The sequence below is a fragment of the Luteimonas dalianensis genome, assembly GCF_049339425.1.
Classification (GTDB): Bacteria; Pseudomonadota; Gammaproteobacteria; order Xanthomonadales; family Xanthomonadaceae; genus Luteimonas; species Luteimonas dalianensis.
The window spans coordinates 176,693-201,761 of sequence record NZ_JBMPPO010000005.1 but is presented as its reverse complement, the minus strand read 5'-3'; the positions used below and the strand labels follow the sequence as shown (position 1 = coordinate 201,761).

Here is a 25,069-nt window from a genome sequence, read left to right as displayed (position 1 = left end):
ATCCGGTTGCCGTCATCCCTTTGCTCGCAGCGCGGTTCTGGATAGCTCCGGGCAAGCCATGGTCAAGACCGGCCAATCGCCACGCCCTGCGTGCCGGTTGCCGCGTCGGGCCGTTTTTCGGAGTGACAGGACAATGACGTTTGAAACCCTCGGGCTTTCGCCCGCGCTGCTGCGCGCGCTTGCCGAAACCAACTACACCACGCCCACGCCGATCCAGGCCCAGGCGATCCCCGCCGGGCTGGAAGGCCGCGACGTGCTGGGCGCCGCCCAGACCGGCACCGGCAAGACCGCCGCCTTCGGCCTGCCGCTGCTGCAGCGGCTCGCAAAGGAAACGCCGCCCAAGGGCCCGCGCAAGCCGCGCGCGCTGGTGCTGGTGCCCACCCGCGAGCTGGCCGTGCAGGTCGCCGACAGCCTCAAGGCCTACGGCCGCCACATGCGCCTCAACGTGACCATGATCTTCGGCGGCGTCGGCATGCAGCCGCAGATCGACAACCTGCGCCGCGGCGTCGACATCCTGGTCGCCTGCCCGGGCCGGCTGCTGGATCATCTTGATTCGGGCCACGCCAAGCTCGACGCGATCGAGATGCTGGTGCTGGACGAAGCCGACCGCATGCTCGACATGGGCTTCCTGCCCTCGATCAAGCGGGTGCTTGCGCGGGTGCCGAAGCAGCGCCAGACCATGCTGTTCTCGGCCACCTTCGAGCCGCGCATCCGCCAGCTGGCGATGGAGTTCCTCGACCGGCCGGTGGAAGTGCAGGTAGCCGCGCAGAACACCATCGCCGACACCATCGTGCACCGCGTGCATCCGGTGGACTCGTCGCGCAAGCGCGACCTGCTGGTCGACATCCTCGCCGCCCGCCACACCGACCGGGTGCTGGTCTTCGGCCGCACCAAGCACGGCTGCAACCGGCTTGCCGAGCAGCTGGACAAGGCCGGGCTGCCGTCGGTGGCGATCCACGGCAACAAGAGCCAGGCGCAGCGGCAGAAGGCGCTGGACGCGTTCAAGGCCGGCCGCGCCCGGATCCTGGTGGCCACCGACGTGGCCGCGCGTGGACTGGACATCCCTGACCTGCCGCTGGTGATCAACCACGACCTGCCGATGGTGGCCGAGGACTACGTGCACCGCATCGGCCGCACCGGCCGCAACGGCGCCACGGGCGAGGCCCTGTCGCTGGTGGCGCCGGAGGAGGGCGGGCTGCTGCGCGACATCCAGCGCATGCTCAAGGCCGAGATCACCATGGAGACGGTGGCAGGCTTCGAGCCCAGCCAGCCGCTGCGCATGGACGCCAAGCCGGCGCAGGGGCGTGGCGGGCAGAAGCCCGGCGGCCAGCGCAAGCCGGCCAACCGTGGCCACGGCAAGCCGCAGCCGCGCAGCGCCAGCCCGCACGCCGGGCCCAAGCAGCATCGTGGCGGTGGCCGCAGGCGGCGCAGCGCCTGAGCCGGGGTCAGGGTTCGCGCACCAGCCGGAACCCCACGTCGTCGTAACCGCGTCCGGTCTGCCTCGGGCCGGACGCTTCGCGCCGCCAGCTGCTCCCGCCCACCGCGCGCGACTCGCAGCTGCCTTCGCAGTCCAGCAGCCACTCCGCCAGCGGGGTGGCGCCGGTGGCGGCCGGGAACTCGGCCGCTTCGCCCGCCGTGGGCAGGCGGTAGCGGGCGCCGTTGCGCTGGCCGAGCCAGCGCGCATAGGCGTCGGCATCGTCCCAGGACACGCAGGCCACCCCGTCGCTTCCCGACTGCTCGAAGCCGGGTGACGACCAGTCGCGCGGAGAGAACACCCGCAGCAGCGATGCACGTTCGCGGCACAGCGCCGGCTCGCGGCCGCTGGCCGTTGCGAAGCGCGCGTATTCGTCCAGGCTGATGGTGCGTGCGGTCAGGGCGTAGGCCGCGTCGCCATCCTTGCGCACCGTCATCCGGCCCGGGTCGCCCGGAACCACGTCACCGACTCCCGGGATGGCCCGCGCCTGCCTGGCCAGCCGCTCGCGGGTGGCCGCATCCACGCCGGCCGCCTGTGCCGCCTCCAGGCTGCGCAAGGCCGCCTGGCGGTCGAACCGCCCCGCGGCCCGGTCGATGCCGGCCTGGATGGCTCCCGCGGCCTCGCGCCGGATGGTGGCAAGGTCGGCGTCTGCGGCCGGGGACACCATTGCGGCCATCTGCGCCGCCCGCTCCAGCGCGGCCATGGCGCCATCGGGGTCGTTGGCACGCAGCCGCCGCACGCCGTCCTGGCCGAGCGCGGCAACCAGCGCCTTCGCGGCTTCGGGCAGCTCCAGGTGCTCGGGGTCGATCTTCGCGGCGGCCGTCAGGCTGTCCCAGGCGTTGTCGCCCCCGGGGGTGGTGAGGCGGCGCGCCCGGATCTGCCTGTGGGCATCGCTGATCAGGTGGCTGGCCCGCGATTGCGGCGCCGCCGGGTCGACCAGCGGATCCATGCTGACCGCCTCGTTCGCGACGGGGCTGACCTCCACGCCCGTGCCCTCGCCGGTGCCGGCGCGGAAGAAGCGCTCGGATCCGGTGCCTGTCCCGCCGTCGCGCAGGGCCAGGCCGAGGAGGCCTGCAAGCACCAGCCCGGCCATGACCCAGGCATAGCCGGGCACCCGCCGGACGAGGGCGGTGGCTGCCGCCGGCCATTGCGAAGGCGGCGGCCACCGCCGTGGCCCCGGCTGCGGCACCTGTTCCATCGCCTGCAGCATGTCGGCGGCGTCGTGGAACCGCTTCAGCGGGCCCTTGGCCAGCGCCCGATCCATGAAGCGCTGCCAGTGGCGCAGCTCGCGCGGCAGCCTGGGGACGGGGTCGCGCGCGTGCATGACCGCCATCGCCAGCGCGTCCTGGCCCTGGAAGGGCAGGTCGCCGGTCAGCATTTCCCAGGCCAGCACGCCCACGCTGTACAGATCCGCGCGCGGATCCACTTCTTCGCCGCGCGCCTGTTCGGGGGCCATGTAGGCGGCACTGCCCACGGCCAGGCCGGCGCTGGTCACCCGGCTGCCGTAGCCGCGGCGCAGGGCGATGCCGAAGTCCGCAAGCAGCGGTTTGCCCGCGGCGTCGAACAGCACGTTCTCGGCCTTGACGTCGCGGTGGATCACGCCGCGCCCGTGGGCGTAGGCCAGCGCCGACAGCAGTCCGCGCAGGACTTCGCGCACCGCGGCCTCGTCGCCGCGGAAGTCGCGCTGGCGCAGGTGCCCGTGGGCGAGATAGGGCATGGAGTAGTAGGGCAGGCCGTCGGCGGTGCGGCCCAGGTGGTGGATGTCGACGATGTGCGGATGATCCAGACGGCCGATGGCCCGGATCTCGTTCTCGAACCGGCGCCTGCCGACCTCGTCATCCAGCGCCTCCGCACGCATCACCTTCAGCGCGACCTGCCGGCCCAGCGACTCCTGCTCGGCCAGGTAGATGACCGAGGTGGCGCCCTCGGCGATCACGCGCAGCAGCCGGTAGCCGGGGACTTCCGGCAGCGGCGGCGCGTTGTGTGGTGACGACTGCATCGACATCCGGCATATCCCCCTGTAGCGCGGCAAGCATACGTTGCCGGGATGACCTCGTGCTGTGAAGTGGCGTACGGTTATGGGCGGGGAATCACGGAGAGGGGGCGACGCATGATGCGGGTATTGCGCTGGGTCGGGATCGCGCTGCTGGCGCTGTTGCTGGTGGCCGCGGCGCTGTGGGGCGCATCGCGGCTGCTTGGGCCCACGGCCGAGCAGCGCCAGGCGGTGGAAATGTTCGAAGCGCTGCCGCCGCCGCAGGGAAGCAATGCGTTCCCGGCGCTGTGGCTGCTGCAGTGGGATGTGCCGGAGACGGAACAGGCAGCGATCGCCGCCGGGGATGCGGAACGCTTCGGCGCCCTGCCTGCGCTGGGTGATCCCGCGCGCACGGCGGCCCTGAAGGACTTCCGCAGCGCTGCGACCGGACGCTACCCGGACCTGGAAGACACCCTGGCATCCGAACCGGCCTCCTGCGGTTTGCGCGCGGCGGGGTGCCTGGAGCACGTGCGCGCCGATCGCGATGCGCACGCCGCCCGCCTGCAGCGGGCAAGCCGGCTGGTGGAACGGGTGGAGGCGGTGGCCGATCACGACCATTACCGCAGCCTGCTGCCGCCCGCGCTCGACATGCCGTTCCCGAAGCTGCAGCTCACGACGCTGGCCCAGACCCGTCATGCCCTCCAGTTCGTCGATGGCGACGTCGACGCGGCGCTGGCCGGTACCTGCCGTGCGCTGGGCGGCTGGCGGCAGCTTGCCGGCGACTCGGATTCGGTGCTGGTCGCGATGTTCGCGGTGGCCGGCATCGAAGGCCACGCGGGGCTGCTGGCGGAGATGCTGGCCGAGTTGCCGGTTGACCACCCGCTGCCCGCTGCCTGCGGCCAGGCCCTGGCGCCGCCGCAGGCGGGCGAGTTCGGCCTTTGCACGGCAATGCGCGGTGAGTGGGAGTACGGCCTGACGGCGCTGGATATGATTGAACCGGAGCAGGGGTGGTATGGACGCATGAGTCGATCGCTGGTCCTGGACCGCGACGCCACTGCTGCGCTCTCCGCGGAGAACCTGGCGTGGTCGTGTGGGGAAGCGGCGGTACGGGCGGTGGCGGAGGATCACCCGATGAGTCCTCCGCATCAGGACCGCGGGATTTTGCGGTTTGAATGCGTGGCCAACGCCGTGGGCTGCATCCTGATGGACATCGCCCGGCCGGCGTATGCCGACTACGGGCTGCGCATGCAGGACGCGCGGGCGCGGATCGGGCTGCTGCGCACCCTGGAATGGATGCGCGGTCGGGCCGCGGCCGGGGACGGGCGCACCGCAGGTGAACTGCTGATCGCGCTGCCCGATGACCTGCGCGGCCCGGTGCGAACGGTCGATATCGACCCCGATACGGGCGGGCTGCGCATGGCGTTGTTTTTTGCTCGCCGCGACGCCTACTGGAGCCTCCCGCTGCCGCCGACGCTGCGCGCGTCCGGTGCCGGGAACGCGGCGCCCTGAATCTCAGCGGTCGGGCTTGCGGCGGGCGTAGACCTGCTTGCGCACCCGGGCGACCGTGTCGCCTTCCGAATCGACCACCTCGGTTTCAAACCAGCGCAGGTGCTTGGCGCCGTCGGCGGTGGCGGCGCGGATGGCTTCAACGGTGTCGTCGTCCAGTTCGAAGCTGGCGTGCACGGTGCCGCGGCCCGGCTTGAGGAACTCGATTTCCCCGGCCTGATCCCACACGTAGTGTCCGCGACCCAGGCGCTCCTTCACCAGGATCATCCAGAACGGATCGGTCATCGCGAACAGGCTGCCGCCGAAGTGGGTGCCCACGTAGTTGCGGTTCCACGGCCGCATGCGCAGCTCCACCCGGGCGCTGCGCCAGTCCTCGGCGATCGCCGCCACGTGGATGCCGGAGAACAGGAACGGCGGCCACAGGTTCATGCCGTGGCGCAGCGTGGAAGGCTTCATGGCGCGGCTCAGAACAGCAGGGAGGACATCTTCCTGCGGTAGCGACCCACGATCGCCGGATCGCCGACGACCTGGAACGCGTCGATCAGCGCCCGGCGCGGCAGGCCGTCGTCGAAGTCGCGGTCGCGCCTGAGCATTTCGATCAGCTGATCCAGTCCGGCCTCCGGCTCGCCGGCCACGATCCGGTGCACGCCAAGCAGGTGGCGCGCGCGCAGGTCGGACGGGTCGGTGGCGATCGCCTGCTCCAGCGCATCGGGCGCCGGCGCGTCGGCGAGCACGGCGGCGAAGCCCAGGTGGGCGCGCGCCTGCACGGTGCGGTCGTCGGTGGCCAGGTTGGCGGGCAGGGCGTCGAGCAGCTGCCCGGCCTCGGCGGTGGCGCCGGTGCGCAGCAGCGCCAGCGCCAGATCCAGCTTGAGCTCGTCGCGATCTGGCTCGGCCTGGACCTGCCCGCGCAGGCGGGCCACGTCGGCGTGCGGGTCGGAGGGGGGCGCTGCGGCCGGCGCATCGCCGTCGGCGCCTTCGAAGCCTTCCAGCGCGGGCGCCGCCGGCTCCACGCCGTTGCGCTTGAGGAACTCGCGCAGCTCGCCCTCGCTGATCGCGCCGGGGAAGCCGTCCACCGGCTGGCCGTTGACCAGCAGGAACACGGTCGGCACCGAGCGGATCTGGAACGCCGCCGCCAGCTGCTGCTCCTTGTCCACGTCGACCTTGGCCAGCACGAACGCGCCGTTGTACTCGCCGGCCAGCTTTTCCAGGGTCGGGCCCAGGGTCTTGCACGGGCCGCACCATTCGGCCCAGAAGTCGATCAGCACCGGCGTCTGCGTGGATGCCTGCAGGACGTCGGTTTCAAAGTTGGCGGCGGTGGCGTCGAAGACGTGGGTGGGGGGCTGGTTGGTCATGCGGGTTTCCTGTTTTGCTGCGCCCAGCATGGTGGCGGGCATGCCCGAAGCCAAGCCAATGTAAAAAACACTTGACATGCGGCGGGAATGATGTAAAAAGTGTTTTACATCAAGTCAAGTGGGGGATACATCATGCACATCAGAAGCCTGGGCTGGGCGGGGTTGGCCGCGGTGGCGGGGTTCGGCCTGTGGCTGCTGCTGGGCAGCGGGCGCGTGTTCGGCGTCGACATCGGCGGGCTGGGCGTGAGCCTGCTGGCCGTGGTCGCCTGGGGATCGCTGTACGCGGTGTCGCGGGCGCCGGCCGGCGGGATCGAACATGCGGTCTCGCCGGGAGAGTGGAAGGCGTGGATCGGACTGGGCTTCATGCTGGTCGGCACGAGCTATCTGCTGGGCAGGATCGAGCTGATGGATGGCGAATCGATGGCGCAGGCTTCGGCGGTGGCCCGCAAGCTGGTCATGCTGCTCATCGCCTGGATCGTGCTGTCGAAGGTGCTGGCCGACCGCTGGAAGGGCCGCGTCCAGGAGGACGAGCGCGACCGCGAGATCGAAGTGCGGGCCGCGGGCTGGGGCAGGGGCGCGCTGGTGTTCGCCGTGGTCGGCCTGGCGGTGCTGCTCGGCTTCTCCCCGGCCGACCGGCTGCAGTGGGCCACCCACTTCATGATCGGCAACCTGCTGATCCTGTCGCTGATGGTCGCCTGGCTGGTGGAGTACGCGGCGACGGCGGGAATGTACTGGTGGGATCGGCGGTGAGCGGCACGCCCATCGCCAACGTGATCCGCAGGCTGCGCTTCGACAACGGCGAGATGACCCAGCAGGCGCTGGCCGATGCCTGCGGGGTGACCCGGCAGACGATCATCGCGCTGGAGGCGGGCCGCTATGCGCCGTCGCTGGAGCTGGCGTTCCGGATCGCGCATGCGTTCGGGGTCGGGGTGGAGGAGGTGTTCCAGTGGGAGGCGAGGCGATGAGCCGCTGGATGGTTGCGGCCGGCCGCGCCGCCGCGGTGGCCTGCGTCGCGGCCGCGGTGGTGGGCGGCATGCGGCTTGACGGCTACTCGCACGCGCTGCATCCGCTGGCGCTGCTGGGCGGGCGGGGCGTTCCGGGGTCGGTCGTGTTCAACCTCGTCGGGTTCGTGCTCCCCGGCCTGCTCGCGGCGCTGGTGGCGCTGGGGCTTTATCGCGGACTGCCCGCGGCGGCGCGATGGTGGCCGCGGATCGGCGCCCGGCTGCTGCTGCTCTCGGCGCTGGCGTTCGCCGCCCAGGGCCTGCTGCCGCTCGACCCGCAGCACCTGGACGGGCCGCAAAGCGGGCTGCACGCCAGCGCGTGGATGGCCTGGTGGATCGCCTTCGCCGCCGGTGCGGCGCTGCTGGCGGCCGGCGCGCCGCGCCTGCGCGCGGGCACCCTGGCGGCAGCGGCCGTACTGCTGGCGATGATGTTCATTCCGGCTTCGCTGCTGGAACCGGTATTTGCCCAGCGCATCGCGCTCGCCGCGTGGCTGCTGTGGCTGGCCCTGGTGCCCGCGGCGGCCTCAGCCGTGGCGGAGCTTGAGCGCCAGGATCACGGCGGCCAGGGCGAAGGTGGTGATGTTGGCCAGGATCATCGGCCATGAGCCCAGCGCCAGCCCGTACAGGAACCAGAAGCCGATGCCGATGGTGAAGATCACGTACATCCCCAGCGAGATGCCGCTGGTGTCGCGGCTGCGGATGGTCTTGAGCGCCTGCGGCACGAACGCCAGCGTGGTCAGCACCGCGGCCGCATAGCCGAGCCATTCGATGCTCACCGCGCCTCCGGACGCTTGTACACGGTGCCGTCCTTCATCACGAAGCGCACGTCCATGACCGCCTCGATGTCCTGCAGCGGGTCGCCGGCCAAGGCGATGATATCGGCGCGCATGCCGGGCGCGATCCGGCCCTGGTCCTCGACTCCCAGCACCGTTGCCGCGTGGATCGTGGCCGCCTGCAGGGCCTGGGCGGCGGGCATGCCGGCCTCGACCATGTACAGGAACTCGCGCGCGTTGTCGCCGTGCGGGCCCACGCCCATGTCGGTGCCGAACGCGATCGGCACGCCGGCCCGGTAGGCCCGGGCGAAGGTGTCCTGGATCTTGGCACCGATGGCGGCGGCCTTGGGCCGCACGATTTCCGGGAAGTAGCCGTCCTCGCGCGCCTTGTCGGCGACGAAGCGGCCGGCGTGGATCGTGGGCACGTACCAGGTGCCGCGCTCGCGCATCAGCGCCATCACCTCGTCGCTCATGTGGGTGCCGTGCTCGATGCTCGTGACCCCGGCCTCGACCGCGCGGCGCATGCCTTCCTCGCCGTGCGCGTGCGCAGCCACGCTGTAGCCGTAGTCGCGCGCGGTCTCCACGACCGAGCGGATCTCATCGCCGGTGAACTGCGGCGCGTCGCCCGAGCGTGCATAGCTGAGCACGCCGCCGGTGGCGGTGATCTTGATCACGTCGCTGCCCTCCTTGTAGCGCTGGCGCACCGCCTGGCGGGCGTCTTCGACCGAGTTGATCACCCCTTCGGTGGGGCCGGGCGGCCCGAGCAGGTGGGAGAGCATCGAGTTCCAGCCGTTGCTGGGGTCGGCGTGGCCGCCGGTGGTGGCGATCGACTTGCCGGCGGCGAAGATCCGCGGTCCGTCCACCAGCCCCTGGTTGATGGCGTCGCGCAGGTGCGGGCTCACCTCGCCCCCCAGGTCACGCACGCTGGTGAACCCCGCCAGTAGGGTCTTTTCCGCGTAGCCGACGGCGCGGAAGGCGTAGTCCACCGGGTCCAATCGGAAGCCTTCGGCGTAGCTCTGCGGGCCGGACTGGCTGCCCAGGTGCACGTGCAGGTCGGTCCAGCCGGGCATGCAGGCGTGTCCGCCGAGGTCGATGTGCTGGGCCCCGGGCACGGCCGCCGCGGCGCCGGCGGTGACGCTCTCGATGCGGCCGTTGCGCACCGTGACCACGTGTGGGCCGAGCATGCTGCCGCTGCGGCTGTCGAACAGACTGCCGCATTCAAGCACCGCGGCATCGGCGGCGTCGGCGGCCGCGGGAGCGAACAGGGCGACAAGCGCCGCAAGGGCGGCGGTCGGCAGTCTGGGCATGGCGGCAGGGTCCCCGTGGTGGTTGCGGGCATTGAACCACGCCGGCGCCTCCTGAACAGCATCGGCACGCTGCATTCCTGCCCGCAACGGCGTAACCTGCGCACCCGCCGGCCGCAGGCGCCGCAACCCGGACACCCCGTTGAACCCCGCACGCACCTTCCTCGACTTCATCCGCGGCGCGCTGATTGGCGTGGTCGAGATCATTCCCGGCGTCAGCGGCGGCACCGTGGCGCTGATCATTGGCGTCTACGAGACCCTGATCGATTCGATGGGCGAGTTCGTGCACGGTGCGGTGGCGCTGGTGTCCGGCCTCCTGCTCGGGCGCGGCACCGCGCAGGCGCGCGAACACTTCGCCCGGGTTCGCTGGGACGTGGTGATCCCGCTGGGCATCGGCATGGTGCTGGCGCTGGTGGTCTCGGCGCGCATCGTCGCGCCCCTGGTGGAGCAGTATCCGCAGGCGGCGCGGGCGTTCTTCGCCGGGCTGATCCTGGTGTCGCTGCGGGTGCCCTACCGGATGGTCGGCAGTCGCTGGCGCGGCCACGAATGGGCCCTGGCCATCGGCGGCGCCGTGCTCGCGTTCTGGCTGACCGGGCTGCCGGTGCCGGCCGGCGACGGCGGGGCGCCGCCGCTGTGGCTGGTGGGGCTGGCGGCCGCGGTGGCGATCTGCGCCCTGGTCATGCCGGGCCTGTCGGGCTCGTTCCTGCTGCTGCTGTTCGGCCTGTACGTGCCGACGCTGGAGGCGCTGAACCGGCTGGATTTCGTCTACATCGGCACCGTCATCCTCGGTGCGGTGGTCGGGCTGGCGGTGTTCGTGCAGGTGTTGCGCTGGCTGCTGGCCCACCGCCGGCGGATCACCCTGTCGCTGATGACCGGGATGATGGCCGGCTCGCTGCGCGCGCTGTGGCCCTGGCAGGGGCCGGATCGCGAGCTGCTGGCACCGTCCGGGCAGGTGGGCGTGCTGCTGGGCTGGTTCGCGCTCGGGGTGGTGCTGGTGCTGGCGATGCTGGTGGTCGAGCGGATGGTGCTGCGGCGCCGGTACGCCATGGCGCGCAGGTCGCCGGCCGGGTAGGCGGGCGCCCGGCACGCGTGCCGGTTCCAATGGCGGGAGTTTGTGCGCTGCGGTAGGCTGCATGGCCCTTCCCCAGCCTTCCACGCCCGTGCCCGAGTCCACTGCTTCCCACGCCTCCGATCTCTCCGGCTACAGGCCCGCCGAGGTCGAATCCGCCGCCCAGGGGTTCTGGGATCAGACCCGCAGCTTCGAGGTGGTCGAGGATCCGGCCAGGCCCTCCTTCTACTGCCTGTCGATGCTGCCGTACCCGTCCGGGGCGCTGCACATGGGCCACGTGCGCAACTACACCATCGGCGACGTCATCAGCCGCTACCAGCGGATGATCGGGAAGAACGTGCTGCAGCCGATGGGCTGGGACGCCTTCGGCCTGCCGGCCGAGAACGCGGCGATCAAGAACCGCACCGCGCCGGCCAAGTGGACGTACGCCAACATCGAGCACATGCGCGGCCAACTCAAGGCGCTGGGCTACGCGATCGACTGGAGCCGCGAGTTCGCCACCTGCTCGCCGGACTACTACGTGCACGAGCAGCGCATGTTCGTGCGGCTGATGAAAAAGGGCCTGGCCTACCGCAAGAACGCGGTGGTGAACTGGGATCCGATCGACCAGACGGTGCTGGCCAACGAGCAGGTGATCGACGGCAAGGGCTGGCGCTCGGGCGCGGTGGTGGAGAAGCGCGAGATCCCGCAGTGGTTCCTGAAGATCACCGATTACGCCCAGGAGCTGCTGGACGGGCTGGACACGCTCGACGGCTGGCCGGAGTCGGTCAAGACCATGCAGCGCAACTGGATCGGGCGCAGCGAGGGCCTGGAGTTCGGCTTCCGTGTGGACGGCGAGGAGGAACTGCTGCAGGTCTACACCACCCGCCCGGACACGCTGATGGGGGTGACCTTCATCTCCATCGCCGCCGAGCACCCGCTGGCGATCAGGGCGGCGCAGGACAATCCGGAGCTGGCGGCCTTCATCGACGAGCTGCGCCAGGGCGGGGTGTCCGAGGCCGACCTGGAAACCCAGGAAAAGCGCGGCATGGCCACCGGCCAGTGGGCGATCCACCCGGTCACCGGCGAGGACATTCCGATCTACGTGGCCAACTTCGTGCTGATGGGCTACGGCACCGGCGCGGTGATGGCGGTGCCGGCGCACGACCAGCGCGACTGGGAATTCGCCACCCGCTACGGACTGCCGATCCGGCCGGTGATCGTGCCGGCGGCCGTGCATGACGCGCTCAACGAGCTGGTGCACGACGTGGGGGTGGATGCCGATCCGTTCCAGGCCGCGCTGTCGGGCACCTCGGTGGACGCCTACGACACCTCGGCCGCCGTGGCCGTGGTGCGCGAATACCTGGAGCAGGTGGAGCAGAAGGGGGCGTTCGCGGAGCGCGGGTTCCTGATCAACTCCGGCGAATACAACGGCATGGATTTCGATGCCGCCTTCGACGCGCTGGCGAAGCGGTTCGAGGACGAGGACATCGGCCGGCGCACGGTCAACTTCCGCCTGCGCGACTGGGGCGTGAGCCGCCAGCGCTACTGGGGCTGCCCGATCCCGGTGGTGTACTGCAACGCCTGCGGCGCGGTGCCGGTGCCCGAGGAGCAGCTGCCGGTGGTGCTGCCCGAGGATGTCGAGGATGCCTTCGCCGCCGGCACGGTGCTCTCGCCGATCAAGGCCGACCCCGAATGGAGGAAGACGACCTGCCCGCAGTGCGGCGGGCCGGCCGAGCGCGAGACCGACACCTTCGACACCTTCATGGAGTCCAGCTGGTACTACGCCCGCTACACCTCGCCCGGCGCGGACGACATGGTCGACGCGCGCGCCGGCTACTGGACGCCGGTGGACCAGTACATCGGCGGCGTGGAGCACGCGATCCTGCACCTGCTGTATTTCCGCTTCTACCACAAGCTGCTGCGCGACCAGGGCCTGGTGGACAGCGACGAGCCGGCCCGGCGCCTGCTCACCCAGGGCATGGTCATTGCCGACACCTACTTCCGCGAGAACCTGGACGGGTCGAAGGAGTGGTTCAACCCGGCCGAGGTCGATGTGACCCGCGACGACAAGGGCAAGGTCACCGGCGCCCGGCTCAGGGCCGACGGCCGGCCGGTGGGCATCGGCGGCGTGGAGAAGATGTCCAAGTCGAAGAACAACGGTGTCGACCCGCAGGAAATGATCGACCGCTACGGCGCCGACACCGTGCGCATGTTCTCGATGTTCGCCTCGCCGCCCGAGCTGTCGCTGGAGTGGAACGAGGCCGGCGTGGAGGGCATGGCGCGGTTCCTGCGGCGGCTGTGGAGCCAGGTCGAGCGGCACGTGGAGGCCGGCCCCGCGCCGGCGCTGGACACGGCGGAGCTGGACGCGGCCGGGCGCACCCTGCGCCGGCAGCTGCACGCCACCATCCAGAAGGTCGGCGACGACTACGGGCGCCGCTACAGCTTCAACACCGCGATCGCCTCGGTGATGGAGCTGCTCAACCACGTGGGCAAGTACGACGACCCGGCGCCGAACGCGCGCGCGCTGCGCCAGGAGGCGTTCGAGGCCATCGTGCTGCTGCTCAACCCGGTCACCCCGCATGCCAGCCACGCCCTGTGGCAGCGGCTGGGCCATGCCGAGACGCTGGTGGAGGACGTGGCGTTCCCGGCCGCCGACCCGGAGGCGCTGGCCCGCAACAGCGTGACCCTGGCGGTGCAGGTCAACGGCAAGCTGCGCGGCACCATCGAGGCGCCCGCGGACGCCTCGCGCGAGGATGTTGAGCGCCAGGCGCTGGCCGAGCCCAACGTGCTCAAGTTCATCGGCCAGGGCCAGGTGCGCAAGGTGATCGTCGTGCCCGGCAAGATCGTCAACATCGTGGTTGCCTGAACCCCGCCACCGCGGCGGGCCGGCGTGCACGCGCCCGGCCGCGCCCGGTTGCTAACCTTGTCGCCTCCGCCACCCTGGCCCAGACTGCGCCCATGATCCGATCCGCGATTGCCCTCGTCCTCGCCCTGACCCTTGCCGGCTGCGGTTTCCAGCTGCGCAGCGCGCTCAGCCTGCCGCCCGACCTGGGCCCGATCCAGGTCGAAGGCCAGGGCCGCTACAGCAAGCTGGCCGATTCGCTGTCGCTGTCGCTGCAGCGCGCCGGCGCCACCGTGGTGGAAGGGCGCGGGGGCGAGGAGGAGGTTGCCCGGCTGCGGATCCTGTCCGAGCGCTGGGGCAGCACCCCGATCAGCATCGACGCCCGCGGCCGCGCCCAGGAGTACACCCTGCGCTACGCGGTGGTGTTCGACCTGGTGCGCGCCGACGGCAGCGACCTGGTGCCGCAGCAGGCGGTGGAGCTGGCCCGCGACTACATCCGCAGCCCCACCGACCTGACCGGTTCCGACAGTGAGCAGGAACTGCTCACCCGCGAGATGGAGCGCGACATGGTGGCCTCGATCGTGCGCCGGATCGACGGCGCCTCGCGGCAGCCTTGAGCGTGAACATGGCCGTGGCGGGCCAGCGGGCCGGCGCATGGAGCTGAAGCCGGATCAGCTCGCCCGGCAGCTGCAGGCCGGCACCCTGCATCCGGCCTACCTCATCGCCGGGCCTGAGACCCTGCAGGTGCTGGAAGCGGCCGACGCGGTGCGCGTGCAAGCGCGCGCGCAGGGCTACAGCGAGCGCGAGGTGTTCGACGTGGATGGCCGCGGCTTCGACTGGTCGGCGCTGGAGGCCTCAATCAATGCGCCGAGCCTGTTCGCATCGCGCCGCATCATCGAGGTGCGCATGCCGACCGCCAAGCCGGGCAAGGAGGGCGCGGCGGTCATTTCCGCCTTCTGCGCGGATCCGCCTCCGGACGTGCTGCTGCTGGTCACCGGCGGGGAGTGGAGCAAAAAGCACGCGGGCAAATGGAGCGAGGCGATCGGCCGGATCGGCTGCGTGGCCATTGCCTGGGCGATCCGGCCCGACCAGCTTCCGGGCTGGATCGAGCAGCGCCTGCGCAGCCGCGGGGTGTCGGCCGACCGCGACGCCGCCCAGTTGCTGTGCGACCGGGTCGAGGGCAACCTGCTGGCGGCGGCCCAGGAAGTGGACAAGCTGGCGCTGCTGGCCGGCGGGGAACGGCTGGACGCGGCGCGGATGGAATCGCTGGTGGCCGACGCCGCCCGCTTCGACGTGTTCCGGCTCATCGACGCCGCGCTCAACGGCCAGCCCGGCCAGGTCTCGCGCATGCTCGCCGGGCTGCGCGCCGAGGGCGTGGTGGTGCCGGCGCTGATGGGCATGGTGGTGATGGAGCTGCAGCGCGCCGCCGCGCTCGCCCACGTGCAGTCGCGCGGCGGCAACCTGGCCGGCGAGTTCCGCGCCCAGCGGGTGTGGGAGTCCAAGCAGGCGGTGTTCCGGCGCGCCCTGCAGCGGCACGGCGCGGGGCGCTGGGAGCAGTTCCTGGCCGAGGCCGGGCGGATCGACCGCATCGCCAAGGGGCGCGCCGCCGGCGATGCCTGGCAGGCGCTGGAGCGGCTGCTGCTGGCGGTGGCCGAGCGCCGCGCCCTGGCGATGCTGGCCTGATGGCCGGCTCCGGGCTGGTTGTCCTTTACGGCGGCACCTTCGACCCGGTGCACAACGGCCACCTGGCCATCGCCCGGGCCGCGGCGCGGGCCCTGGGCTGCGTGGTGAGGCTGATGCCGGCGGCCGATCCGCCGCACCGGCCGGCCCCCGGCGCCAGCGCCCGGCAGCGCGCCCACATGCTCGACCTGGCCGTGCAGGATGAGCCGGAGCTGCGGGTGGATCTGCGCGAGCTGGAACGCCAGGGCCCCAGCTACACCGTGCAGACCCTGCGCGAACTGCGCGCCGCCGATCCGCAGGTGCCGGTCGCGCTGCTGGTCGGGGCCGACAGCTTCATCGGCCTGCCGTCCTGGCGGGACTGGCAGGCGCTGTTCGGGCTCACCCATTTCGTCATCGCCGACCGTCCCGGCGAAGCCTGGGGCCCCGGGAGCCTGCCCGGGCCGCTGGCGGCCCAGGCGCAGGGGCGCTGGAGCGATGATCCGGCCGAACTGTCGGCGCAGCCGGCCGGCCGGCTGCTGGCCCTGCGCCAGCCGCTGCACGAGGCCTCGGCCACGGATCTGCGCGCCCGCATCGCCGCGGGCCGGCCGTGGCGGCACCTGGTGCCCGCCGCGGTGGCCGGTTATATCCAGGCCCACGGCCTGTATCGCGACGCAGCCGACACGGCGTCTTCGCTATAATCCCGTGCAAACTCCACGAGCCATCCTTTTGAGCAACCCCGCCCAAGTCATCAAGACCCGCCTTCCCGACCCGCCGCCGGCCCCCGATGTGCTGCTCGACCACGTCCGTGCCGCCCTGGAGGAGCTCAAGGCCAGGGAGTCGGTGGAGATCGACGTGCGCGGCAAGACCAGCGTGTGCGATTTCATGGTGGTGACCTCGGGCACCTCCACCCGCCACGTGAAGTCGATCGCCGACGAGGTGGTCAAGCACGCCAAGCGCCTGGGCGTGCAGCCGCTGGGCGTGGAAGGCGAGCGCGAGGCCGAGTGGGTGCTGGTGGATCTGGGCGACGTGGTGGTGCACGTGATGCTGCCGCGGGTGCGCGAGTTCTACGCCCTGGAGCGGCTGTGGACGGTCGGCGACGAGCCGCCCGGGGAGTCTTCCGCCGAAGGCGATGACGCCCCGCGCTGACCATTCAGGCCGCGACGCGGCCGGACGCAAGGGTTTCCGGTGAAGGCGCGCCTGGTCGCGGTGGGCGAGCGTGCGCCCGGCTGGGTGGCCGAAGGCTTCGGCGAATACCGCAAGCGGCTTTCGCACTGGCTGCCCTTCGAACTGATTGAGATTACTCCCGGCCTGCGCGGCAAGGGCCGCGACACCGCGCGCGCGACCCATGACGAGGGCCAGCGGGTGCTGGCCGCGCTGCCGCGCGACGTGCACGTGGTGGCGCTGGACGGCCGCGGCCGCGAATGGGATTCGGAGGCGCTGTCGCAGCGGCTGGAGCACTGGCGCGGCCAGGGCCGCGACCTGGCCTTCCTCATCGGCGGGCCCGAAGGCCACGCCGACGAGGTGCTGGCCCGGGCCGACGAGTGCTGGTCGCTGGGCCCGCTGACCCTGCCGCACATGCTGGTGCGGCTGCTGGTGGCCGAGCAGCTCTACCGCGCCAGCGCGATGCTGGCCAACCACCCGTACCACCGGGCGGGATAGCCCGGCTCAATCGTCGTCGGCCGGATCCTTGCCGTCCCCGGGGTCGCGCTCCAGGCCGCCGTCGTCGGGCTCTTCCGGCGGGCGCTTGCCAAGGTTGCGCGCCTCGTCCTTGTCGCGCGGCTTGCGCTCGGCGTAGCCGGATCCGTCGTCGTCGCGGCTGGCCGGGGTGGTTTTCCTGTTCTTGTCCGTCATGCGATGGGGCCCTCAGCGGCCAAGTTCGAACACCACGTCCAGATTGACCGACAGGGTGCTTTCACCGGGTGAAACCGGGCTGGCCGCCACCGAATCCATGGCCCGCATGGCCATTCCCATCGGCCGCGGCATGAAGCCGCCGCCCTCGCTGATGCTGACGATGCGGCGCACCTGCATGCCCAGCGCTTCGGCATACAGCCCGGCGCGGGCACGGGCGGCGTCCAGGGCGGCGCGGCGCGCCTCGTCGTAGGCCGCGTCGGGCTCGCCGATCTGGAAGTTCGGGCCGTGCACCTGGTTGGCGCCGGCGGCCACCAGGGCGTCGATCACGCTGCCCAGGTCGTCGATGTCGCGGACGGTGAGGTTGACCGTGTTGCGCGCCTGGTAGCCGGAAATCTCCCGCGCCTCGCCGTCGGCGCGGTGGTACTGGGGGGACACCCCGAGGTCGCTGGTGCGGATGTCGCGTTCGGCGATGCCGGCCTTGCGCACCGCCTCCATCAGGCGGTTCATCTGCGCGGCGTTGGCGCGCAGCGCCTCGTTGGCGTCTGCGGCCTGGGTGACCACGCCGGCGGACAGGGTGGCCACGTCGGGCACGCGCGTGGCCTCGCCGGTGGCCGACACCGAAAGCAGGGTGCCGTCATTGGCGGTGACCTGGGCCGGCGCCTGGGCGTGCGCAGCGGTGGCGGGAACGGCCAGGGTGGCGGCCAGGAGCAGGGCGGACAGGGGGTTGCGGGGCATGGGGATTCCTCCAGGTGACGGGTTCAGGTTCGGGGCAGTCCGGTGAACGGCCCGTGAGCCGGAACGGGGTCGACCGCCCGCGGACGGGCGGTGCCGCGCGGCCTGCAGGGTATCCTTGCAGCAATGCTGCACCTTGCCTCCAGATCGCCGCGCCGCCGCGAACTGCTCGTCCGACTGGGCGTGCCCTTCGCGGTGCTGGACGTGGACATCCCGGAAGTGCGCGCCGCGCAGGAGCCGCCGGAAGCCTACGTGGCCCGGGTGGCCGCGCAGAAGGCCGCCGCGGGCCTGGCGCAGCTGGCCGGTGGTGATGACGCGCTGGTGATCGGGGCCGATACCGAGGTGGTGCTCGACGGCGAGGTGTTCGGCAAGCCGGCCGGCGCGGACGAGGCCGCGGCCATGCTCTCGCGGCTGTCCGGGCGCGTGCACCAGGTGCTGACGGCGGTCGCAGTGCGTTCGCGCGGCGGCCTGCTGCAGGCGCTGTCGGTGTCGGAGGTCGGGTTCGCGCCGCTGCCGCCGGCCTGGATCGACGCCTACGTGGCCAGCGGCGAGCCGATGGGCAAGGCCGGCGGCTACGCCATCCAGGGGGCCGCCGAGGCGTTCGTGGCCCGGCTGCAGGGGAACTGGTCGGGCGTGATGGGCCTGCCGCTGCACCAGACCGCGCGGCTGCTGGAGCAGGCCGGGATCCAGGTGCTGCCCGGGGCCCGTCCGGATGCGCCCATGGATGCCGCCGCGGGCGGCGGGGGCGGGGGATGAGCGAGGAGATCCTGATCAACGTCACCCCGCGCGAGACGCGCGTGGCGGTGGTCGAGAACGGCATGCTGCAGGAGCTGCACATCGAGCGCGGCTGGAGCCGCGGCGTGGTGGGCAACATCTACAAGGGCAAGGTGCAGCGGGTGATGCCGGGCATGCAGGCCGCGTTCGTGGACATCGGCCTGGATCGGGCTGCGTTCCTGCACGCCAACGACGTGCTGCGCTCGCTGCCGGCGCGGGAGATCGAGGCCGAGACCGGCCCGCTGCCGGTGCCGCCGATCGCCGAGCTGCTGCGCGACGGCCAGGACGTGGTGGTGCAGGTGCTCAAGGAGCCGATCGGCACCAAGGGCGCCCGCGTCACCACCCAGATCAGCATTCCCTCGCGTTACCTCGTGCTGCTGCCGCATTCGACCGTGGTCGGAGTGTCGGTGCGGATCGAGGACGAGGGTGAGCGCAGCCGGCTCAAGGGCATCGTCTCGGCGCTGTCGGCCGCCGGCAGCGGCCACGGCTACATCGTGCGCACCAACGCTGAGGGCCAGCCCGCCGACGCGCTGGAAGAAGACATCGCCTACCTGGCCCGGGTCTGGTCGCTGGTCGAAGAGCGCTCGGGCAAGGTGAAGACGGGCAGCTGCATCTACGAGGATCTGACCCTGCCCATGCGCGCGGTGCGCGACCTGATGCGCCGCGACGTGGAGAAGGTGAAGGTCGACTCGCGCGAGACCTGGGAGAAGCTGCGCACGTTCGCCGCCCAGTACGTGCCGGGGCTGGCGGAGAAGATCGAGCACTACGCGGGCGAGCGTCCCGTGTTCGACCTGTACGGGGTGGAGGACGAGATCAGCCACGCGCTGGAAAAGGAGGTGCCGCTCAAGTCCGGCGGCTACCTGGTGATCGACCAGACCGAGGCGATGACCACGGTCGACGTCAACACCGGCTCCTTCCTGGGCCAGCGCAACCTGGAGGAAACCGTCTACCGCACCAACCTGGAGGCGGCGCAGGCGGTGGCGCGGCAGCTGCGGCTGCGCAACCTGGGCGGGATCATCATCATCGACTTCATCGACATGACCGATCCCGAGCACCGCCGCCAGGTGCTGCGCACGCTCGAGAAATCGCTTGCCCGCGACAACGCCAAGACCACCGTCTACGACTTCTCGCCGCTGGGCCTGGTCGAGATGACCCGCAAGCGCACGGTGGAAAGCCTGCAGCGCCAGCTCAGCGAACCCTGCGGCGCCTGCGGCGGGCGCGGCATGCTCAAGACCCCGGAAACGGTGACCTACGAGGTGTTCCGAGAGATCACCCGCGCGGTGCGCCAGTTCGATGCCCAGCAGCTGCTGGTGATTGCCTCGCCGCGGGTGGTCGACCTGATCACCGAGGAGGAGTCGGTGGCGGTGGCCGAGCTGGAGGAGTTCCTGGGCAAGTCGATCCGTTTCCAGGCCGACGAGCAGTACCCGCAGGAGCAGTTCGATGTCGTGCTGCTCTGAGGCCGGGTCGGGCAGGGCGACGGGCCGATGAAGAGGATCGCCCTCGGCGGCCTGCGCCTGACGCGCAGGGCGCTGGTGTTTGCCGCCGTGATGCTGGTGGTGCTGATGGCGCTGGTGGGCGTGGTGGCCAGCCAGCTGCTGCCGATGCTCGAGCGCCATCCGGAGCGGGTGGAGGCCTGGCTGGGCGAGCGTGCCGGGCACCCGGTGCGCTTCGATACCCTGGACACCGAGTGGACACGGCGCGGCCCGCTGCTGCGCCTGGACGGCCTGCGCATCGGCCGGGACGGCGACGCGGTGACCATCGGCGAGGCGGAGGTGCTGGTGGCCCAGTACGGCGGGCTGCTGCCCGGGCGCTCGCTGACCGAACTGCGCCTGCGCAACCTGGCGCTGACCCTGGCCCGTGACGACGACGGGCGCTGGCACGTGCGCGGCCTGCCCGGGCAGGACACCGGCGGTGATCCGTTCAGCGCGCTGGAGCGCCTTGGCGAGCTGCAGGTGATCGGCGGCAGCCTGACCGTGGACGCGCCGGGGCTTGGCCTGCACGCCACGGTCCCGCGGATCGACGTGCGCCTGCGGGTGGACGGCCGCAACGTCCGCGCCGCCTCGCGGGCCTGGATGGGCGGAGCGGACGCGCCGCTGCGGGCGGCGGCGCGGTTCGATCGCGACAGCGGGGACGGGCGCCTGTACGCGGGCATGGATGACGGCGACCTGGACGCCTGGGCGCCGCTGCTGCGCATGGCCGGGATGGCGGTCGACGACGGCCACGGCCGGGCCGAGGTCTGGGCCGGGCTTCGTGACGCCAGGATCGACAGCGTGGTTGCGCGGCTGGATCTGGACGGGGTCGGCCTGCGTGGTGCCGCCGGGGCTGACGGTGCGCCGCTGCGGGTCGCCTTCGACGAGGTCGCAGGCGGATTTGATTGGCTCCGGACGGATGACGGCTGGCGGCTGGACGTTCCCCGGCTGCGGGTGGCCACGGACGAACGCGAATGGCGCAGCGATGGCGTGGCGGTGCAGGCCGGCGGCCATTATGCGCTGGTGGCCGAGCGGATCGAGGCCGCGCCGCTGCTGCAGCTGCTGGCCCTGAGCGATCGCCTCGGCCCGGGCACGCGTGACTGGCTGGCGCGCGCGGATGCCAACGCGGTGCTCGTGGACGTTGCGATGGCCGGGGCCGATGGCGTGGCGCCGGAGGGCCGGGCGCGGGTGGAGTCGGTTCGGTTCGCGCCCGTGGGCGACCGCCCCGGGCTCGATGGGCTGGCCGGCGAGCTGCTGGCCGACGGCGGCGGGCTGGTGTTTGAATTCGACCCGCAGGCGTCGTCGCGCTTCGACTGGCCGAGCGGCTTCGGCGTGGTGCACGAGGTGGCGCTGCGCGGGGAGGTCTCCGTGTGGCGGCAGGAGGGCGGCTGGCAGGTGCAGGCGCCGGCGCTGCGCGTGGACGGTGACGGCTACGGCGCGGATCTGCGCGGCGGGCTGTTGTTCCAGGGTGACGGCAGCCGCCCGCGGATCGACGTGGCCGCGCGCCTGGACGAGGCCAGGGCCCCGGTCGCGAAGCGATTCTGGGTGCGCTACCTGATGCCCGAGCAGGCGATCGAATGGCTGGACGCGGCGCTGGTGGACGGACGCATCGTCAACGGCCGGGCGGTGGTGTCCGGAGACCTGGACGACTGGCCGTTCGACTCCACATCCGGACAGGCCGCCAGCGGGCTGTTCCACGCCCAGGCGGATCTGGCCGGCGGCGTCCTCCAGTTCCAGCCGGACTGGCCGGCGGTCGAGGGCGTGCAGGGCACCGTCCGGTTCATTGCCAGGGGCTTCGACTTCCGCGGTAGCGGCGCGATCGCCGGGGTCGCGCTGGAGCAGCTGGAAGCGGGCATCGGCGACTTCGAGCGGGCCGAGCTGGCCGTATCCACCCGCACCGCATCCGACGCCGGGCGCGTGGTTGCGATGCTGCAGCAGTCGCCGCTGTCGGTGCAGGTGCTGGAGGGCCTGCAGGTGGACGGTGCGATGGAAGGCGATTTCGCCCTGGTGCTGCCGCTGCACGGCAACAAGACCGGGCCGCGCATCGAAGGCACGGCGCGGCTGGCGGGCGTGCAGGCGGCCATGCCCGGATGGGCGCTGGCCCTGGACAACGTGCGCGGCGCGCTGGAGTACGACCAGCACGGTTTCCTGGCCCCGCAGCTGAGCGTCTGGCAGTCCGGCCGCCCCGGCATGCTGGCGCTGCGCGCCGGTACCGGCCACGTGCTCGCCGATGGCAACGTGTTCGAGGGTGAGCTGCGGGCCGGCCTGGAGGCCTCGGAGCTGCTGGCGCGGGCGCCGCAGCTGGGCTGGCTGGAGCCGCGCGTGAGCGGGCGTTCGACCTGGACGGTGGGCGTGGCCATGCCCCGCGAGGATGCGGGCGGGGTGCCGCAGTTGCTGCTGCAGTCCGAACTCGTCGGTACCCGGCTCGACCTGCCGGAGCCGCTGCGCAAGGCCGCGGCGGCCCCGCTGCCGGCCCGGATCCGGATCCCGCTGCCGCTGGGCGATGGCGACATCGGCGTGCAGCTTGGTCAGCGCATGGCGCTGCGTGCGCACGCCGGCGAAGGCCCTCCCGCGGTGCGGGTGCGGATGGGCGGCGGCCAGGTGCAGGCGCCGGCCGCCGGGCTGGTGATCGAGGGCCGGGCAAACGAGCTGGCGGCGCTGGAGTGGGCCGGGCTGGTGGCCGCCGACGGCGGCCAGGAGCCGGGTGATGGCGCAGCCGCCGGCCCCGCGCTGGAGCTGCGCCAGGTGGACGTGCAGGTGGATCGGCTGCTGCTGGCGGGCGGCGGCTTCGGCGGCGTCCACGTGACCGGCGGAACGGGCGCGGGAGCCGGCGGCGGGATGGCGCTGCGGTTCAACGGCGAGGCGATGACCGGAACGCTGACCCTGCCGGGGCCGGACAGCACCGTGCTGGCGGGCCATTTCGAACGCCTGCACTGGCAGCGGCAGGCTCCGGCGGCGGACGCCGGGGCGGAGGCAGCAGCGGCTGCGGCGGAGGCGCCCGGCACGGGGCCGGATCCGGCGCTCATCCCTCCGATCCAGCTGTCCGTCGCCGATCTGCAGGTGGACGAGGCCCGGCTCGGCAACGCGACCCTGCAGACCAGCCGGATCCCGGGCGGCATGCGCATCGAACAGCTGGAAACCCAGTCGCCGCTCCACCACCTCACCGTCAGCGGCGAGTGGGTCGGCCGCGGCGAGCACGCGCGCACCCGCACCCGGACGCGGGTGGCGAGCGGGAACTTCGGCCAGCTGCTGGAAGGTCTGGGCTACCGCGGGCATCTGCGCGGTGGCGACGGCCGCCTGGAGCTCGCCGCATCGTGGCCTGCCAGCCCGGCCGGCTTCCGCGCCGAGCTGCTGGAAGGGCACCTGCAGCTATCGGTGCAGGACGGGCAGATCGTCGAACTCGAGCCCGGCGCGGGCCGCCTGCTCGGGCTGCTGAGCATCGCCGAACTGCCGCGCAGGCTGTCGCTGGATTTCCGCGACTTCTTCAATCGCGGGTTCGCCTTCAACGGGATCGAAGGCGACATCCACGTCGAATCGGGCCGCGCCCGCAGCGATGGCTTGGTCATGGACGGGCCGGCCGCCACGATCAACATCGCCGGCCACACCGACCTGCGTGCGCGCACCTATGACCAGACCGTGGAAGTGCTGCCCAAGTCCGGCAACGTGCTCACCGCGGTCGGCGCCATCGCAGGCGGCCCGGTGGGCGCCGCGGTCGGCGCGATGGCCAACGCCATGCTGCGCAAGCCGCTGAGCGGGCTGGGCGCCACCACCTACCGCATCACCGGCCCCTGGGACGAACCGCAGGTGGACGTGCTCCGCCGCGATCCGCCGCAGGTGGCCGGCAACAACGAGAGGACGCAATGACTGCAGACCAACCGCTGGCGATCGCCAGCAGCCGCCTGCTGCGGCCCGCAGGCCTGGACGAGTCCGCGCTGCAGCGCGCGTTCGGCGCCCTGATGGGGCCGGGCATCGACTTCGGCGACCTGTATTTCCAGCATGCCCGGCGCGAGAGCTGGACGGTGGAGGACGGCATCGTCAGGGACGGCGCGCATTCGATCGAGCAGGGCGTGGGGGTGCGCGCGATCTCCGGCGAGAAGACCGGCTTTGCGTATTCCGACGAGATCGACGCCGAAGCCCTGCTGGCGGCGTCCGGTTCGGCGCGGGCCATCGCACGCGCCGGTGACGCGCATGCGCCCAGGGCCCTGGTGGCCGGCCCGGGCGCGGCGCTGTATCGGCCGGACGACCCGATCGACGCGCTCGGCAGCGAGGCCAAGGTCGAGGCGCTGCGTCGGGTCGACCGCCTGTTGCGTGCCGCCGACCCGCGGGTGCAGCAGGTGATGGTGAACCTGTCCGGTGCGCTGGACACGATCCTGGTGGCGCGCTCGGACGGCGTGCTGGCCGGCGACGTGCGGCCGCTGGTGCGGATGAACATCCAGGTGATCGTGGAGCAGGGTGGCCGGCGCGAGTCTGGCTACGCCGGCTTCGGCGGCCGCCATTCCTACGCCGAGCTGCTGGCCGACGACCGCCCCGAACGCTTCGCCCGCGAGGCGCTGCGCCAGGCGCTGGTGAACCTGGAGGCGGTGGACGCCCCGGCCGGGGTGATGCCGGTGGTACTGGGTGCGGGCTGGCCGGGCGTGCTGCTGCACGAGGCGGTCGGCCACGGCCTGGAGGGTGACTTCAACCGCAAGGGCACCAGCACCTACGCCGGCCGCATCGGCCAGCGGGTGGCCGCGCCCGGGGTGACCATCGTCGATGACGGCACCCTGGCCGCGCGCCGCGGCTCGCTCAACGTCGACGACGAGGGCACGCCCACGCGCAGCACCACGCTGATCGAGGACGGGGTGCTGGTGGGCTACATGCAGGACACCCACAACGCCCGGCTGATGGGCGCCGAGCCGACCGGCAACGGCCGCCGCGAGTCCTTCGCCCACCTGGTGATGCCGCGCATGACCAACACGTACATGCTGGCCGGCAGGCACTCGCGCGAGGAGATGATCCGCTCGGTGAAGAAGGGCCTGTACGCGGTCAATTTCGGCGGTGGCCAGGTCGACATCACCAACGGCAAGTACGTGTTCTCGGCCACCGAGGCCTACCTGATCGAGGACGGCCGCATCACCGCGCCGGTCAAGGGCGCCACGCTCATCGGCAACGGCCCGGAAACCATGCAGCGGGTGGCGATGGTCGGCGACGACTTCGCCCTGGACGACGGCGTGGGCACCTGCGGCAAGGACGGGCAAAGCGTGCCGGTCGGCGTGGGCCAGCCGTCGCTGCTGATCGACCGGCTGACGGTGGGCGGAACCCGGGCTTGA

Annotated in this window: 23 protein-coding genes; 16 read left to right on the top strand and 7 right to left on the bottom strand. The window is 72.0% G+C overall.

Going from position 1 to position 25,069, the window contains the following annotated elements; all coding sequences use genetic code 11:
* Positions 1 to 133 precede the first annotated feature (133 nt).
* On the top strand, positions 134 to 1,438 hold the full coding sequence (locus ACOZ90_RS09250; RefSeq protein ID WP_422893368.1) for a DEAD/DEAH box helicase: 1,305 nt from the start codon (positions 134 to 136) through the stop codon (positions 1,436 to 1,438).
* Between the two features lie 7 nt (positions 1,439 to 1,445).
* Here ACOZ90_RS09250 and ACOZ90_RS09245 read toward each other — a convergent pair whose 3' ends face one another.
* Positions 1,446 to 3,473, bottom strand: a complete 2,028-nt coding sequence (locus tag ACOZ90_RS09245) for a protein kinase domain-containing protein (RefSeq protein ID WP_422893367.1) — start codon at positions 3,471 to 3,473, stop codon at positions 1,446 to 1,448.
* A 111-nt stretch (positions 3,474 to 3,584) separates the two neighbouring features.
* Between ACOZ90_RS09245 and ACOZ90_RS09240 the strand changes: the two genes are divergently transcribed.
* Positions 3,585 to 4,955, top strand: a complete 1,371-nt coding sequence (locus tag ACOZ90_RS09240) for a hypothetical protein (protein ID WP_422893366.1) — start codon at positions 3,585 to 3,587, stop codon at positions 4,953 to 4,955.
* A gap of 3 nt (positions 4,956 to 4,958) precedes the next feature.
* On the opposite strand, the gene ACOZ90_RS09235 is transcribed toward ACOZ90_RS09240, so the two are convergent.
* Positions 4,959 to 5,408, bottom strand: a complete 450-nt coding sequence (locus ACOZ90_RS09235) for a DUF4442 domain-containing protein (RefSeq protein ID WP_422893365.1) — start codon at positions 5,406 to 5,408, stop codon at positions 4,959 to 4,961.
* A gap of 8 nt (positions 5,409 to 5,416) precedes the next feature.
* Positions 5,417 to 6,304, bottom strand: a complete 888-nt coding sequence (gene trxA / locus ACOZ90_RS09230; protein ID WP_422893364.1) for a thioredoxin — start codon at positions 6,302 to 6,304, stop codon at positions 5,417 to 5,419.
* A 132-nt stretch (positions 6,305 to 6,436) separates the two neighbouring features.
* Between trxA and ACOZ90_RS09225 the strand changes: the two genes are divergently transcribed.
* From ACOZ90_RS09225 to ACOZ90_RS09215, 3 genes are read left to right on the top strand one after another with little or no spacing between them, the layout of a single operon-like run.
* Positions 6,437 to 7,054 carry a hypothetical protein gene (locus ACOZ90_RS09225; RefSeq protein ID WP_422893363.1) on the top strand — a complete coding sequence of 206 codons (618 nt, stop codon included), beginning with the start codon at positions 6,437 to 6,439 and terminating at the stop codon, positions 7,052 to 7,054.
* Positions 7,051 to 7,269: a helix-turn-helix transcriptional regulator gene (locus ACOZ90_RS09220; RefSeq protein WP_422893362.1), complete on the top strand. Its 219-nt coding sequence runs from the start codon at positions 7,051 to 7,053 to the stop codon at positions 7,267 to 7,269. Before ACOZ90_RS09225 ends, ACOZ90_RS09220 begins: the two co-directional genes overlap by 4 nt.
* Positions 7,266 to 7,910 (top strand): DUF998 domain-containing protein, encoded by a 645-nt coding sequence (locus tag ACOZ90_RS09215; RefSeq protein ID WP_422893361.1) that lies wholly within the window; start codon positions 7,266 to 7,268, stop codon positions 7,908 to 7,910. The genes ACOZ90_RS09220 and ACOZ90_RS09215 overlap by 4 nt, the downstream gene beginning before the upstream one ends.
* Here the strand turns inward: ACOZ90_RS09215 and ACOZ90_RS09210 are convergent.
* Both ACOZ90_RS09210 and ACOZ90_RS09205 read right to left on the bottom strand, forming a co-directional pair.
* On the bottom strand, positions 7,830 to 8,081 hold the full coding sequence (locus ACOZ90_RS09210) for a SemiSWEET transporter (RefSeq protein WP_422893360.1): 252 nt from the start codon (positions 8,079 to 8,081) through the stop codon (positions 7,830 to 7,832). The two genes, ACOZ90_RS09215 and ACOZ90_RS09210, sit on opposite strands and share 81 nt — an antisense overlap.
* Positions 8,078 to 9,385 (bottom strand): metal-dependent hydrolase family protein, encoded by a 1,308-nt coding sequence (locus ACOZ90_RS09205; RefSeq protein WP_422893359.1) that lies wholly within the window; start codon positions 9,383 to 9,385, stop codon positions 8,078 to 8,080. Before ACOZ90_RS09205 ends, ACOZ90_RS09210 begins: the two co-directional genes overlap by 4 nt.
* A 139-nt stretch (positions 9,386 to 9,524) precedes the next feature.
* On the opposite strand from ACOZ90_RS09205, the gene ACOZ90_RS09200 reads away from it, so the two are divergent.
* From ACOZ90_RS09200 to rlmH, 7 genes are all read left to right on the top strand, one after another.
* Positions 9,525 to 10,454 (top strand): DUF368 domain-containing protein, encoded by a 930-nt coding sequence (locus ACOZ90_RS09200; RefSeq protein ID WP_422893358.1) that lies wholly within the window; start codon positions 9,525 to 9,527, stop codon positions 10,452 to 10,454.
* Between the two features lie 61 nt (positions 10,455 to 10,515).
* On the top strand, positions 10,516 to 13,299 hold the full coding sequence (gene leuS / locus ACOZ90_RS09195; RefSeq protein WP_422893357.1) for a leucine--tRNA ligase: 2,784 nt from the start codon (positions 10,516 to 10,518) through the stop codon (positions 13,297 to 13,299).
* Positions 13,300 to 13,391: 92 nt separating this feature from the next.
* Positions 13,392 to 13,892, top strand: a complete 501-nt coding sequence (locus ACOZ90_RS09190; protein ID WP_422893356.1) for an LPS-assembly lipoprotein LptE — start codon at positions 13,392 to 13,394, stop codon at positions 13,890 to 13,892.
* Between the two features lie 37 nt (positions 13,893 to 13,929).
* Positions 13,930 to 14,958: a DNA polymerase III subunit delta gene (gene holA, locus ACOZ90_RS09185; protein ID WP_422893355.1), complete on the top strand. Its 1,029-nt coding sequence runs from the start codon at positions 13,930 to 13,932 to the stop codon at positions 14,956 to 14,958.
* Positions 14,958 to 15,632, top strand: coding sequence for a nicotinate-nucleotide adenylyltransferase (gene nadD / locus ACOZ90_RS09180; RefSeq protein ID WP_422893354.1), 675 nt, complete (start codon positions 14,958 to 14,960; stop codon positions 15,630 to 15,632). The genes holA and nadD overlap by 1 nt, the downstream gene beginning before the upstream one ends.
* A 28-nt stretch (positions 15,633 to 15,660) precedes the next feature.
* On the top strand, positions 15,661 to 16,080 hold the full coding sequence (gene rsfS / locus ACOZ90_RS09175; protein ID WP_422893353.1) for a ribosome silencing factor: 420 nt from the start codon (positions 15,661 to 15,663) through the stop codon (positions 16,078 to 16,080).
* 39 nt (positions 16,081 to 16,119) lie between these two features.
* Complete coding sequence (gene rlmH, locus ACOZ90_RS09170) at positions 16,120 to 16,593, top strand: 23S rRNA (pseudouridine(1915)-N(3))-methyltransferase RlmH (RefSeq protein ID WP_422893352.1); 474 nt, start codon at positions 16,120 to 16,122, stop codon at positions 16,591 to 16,593.
* A 6-nt stretch (positions 16,594 to 16,599) separates the two neighbouring features.
* On the opposite strand, the gene ACOZ90_RS09165 is transcribed toward rlmH, so the two are convergent.
* Entirely contained in the window at positions 16,600 to 16,785 is a 186-nt protein-coding gene (locus ACOZ90_RS09165) for a hypothetical protein (protein WP_422893351.1), read from the bottom strand.
* Positions 16,786 to 16,797: 12 nt separating this feature from the next.
* Positions 16,798 to 17,520, bottom strand: a complete 723-nt coding sequence (locus ACOZ90_RS09160) for an SIMPL domain-containing protein (RefSeq protein ID WP_422893350.1) — start codon at positions 17,518 to 17,520, stop codon at positions 16,798 to 16,800.
* 123 nt (positions 17,521 to 17,643) lie between these two features.
* Between ACOZ90_RS09160 and ACOZ90_RS09155 the strand changes: the two genes are divergently transcribed.
* From ACOZ90_RS09155 to tldD, 4 genes are read left to right on the top strand one after another with little or no spacing between them, the layout of a single operon-like run.
* Positions 17,644 to 18,273, top strand: a complete 630-nt coding sequence (locus ACOZ90_RS09155; protein WP_422893349.1) for a Maf family protein — start codon at positions 17,644 to 17,646, stop codon at positions 18,271 to 18,273.
* Complete coding sequence (gene rng, locus ACOZ90_RS09150) at positions 18,270 to 19,748, top strand: ribonuclease G (protein WP_422893348.1); 1,479 nt, start codon at positions 18,270 to 18,272, stop codon at positions 19,746 to 19,748. The genes ACOZ90_RS09155 and rng overlap by 4 nt, the downstream gene beginning before the upstream one ends.
* A 27-nt stretch (positions 19,749 to 19,775) precedes the next feature.
* Positions 19,776 to 23,624, top strand: a complete 3,849-nt coding sequence (locus ACOZ90_RS09145; RefSeq protein WP_422893347.1) for a YhdP family protein — start codon at positions 19,776 to 19,778, stop codon at positions 23,622 to 23,624.
* Positions 23,621 to 25,069: a metalloprotease TldD gene (gene tldD, locus ACOZ90_RS09140; protein WP_422893346.1), complete on the top strand. Its 1,449-nt coding sequence runs from the start codon at positions 23,621 to 23,623 to the stop codon at positions 25,067 to 25,069. Before ACOZ90_RS09145 ends, tldD begins: the two co-directional genes overlap by 4 nt.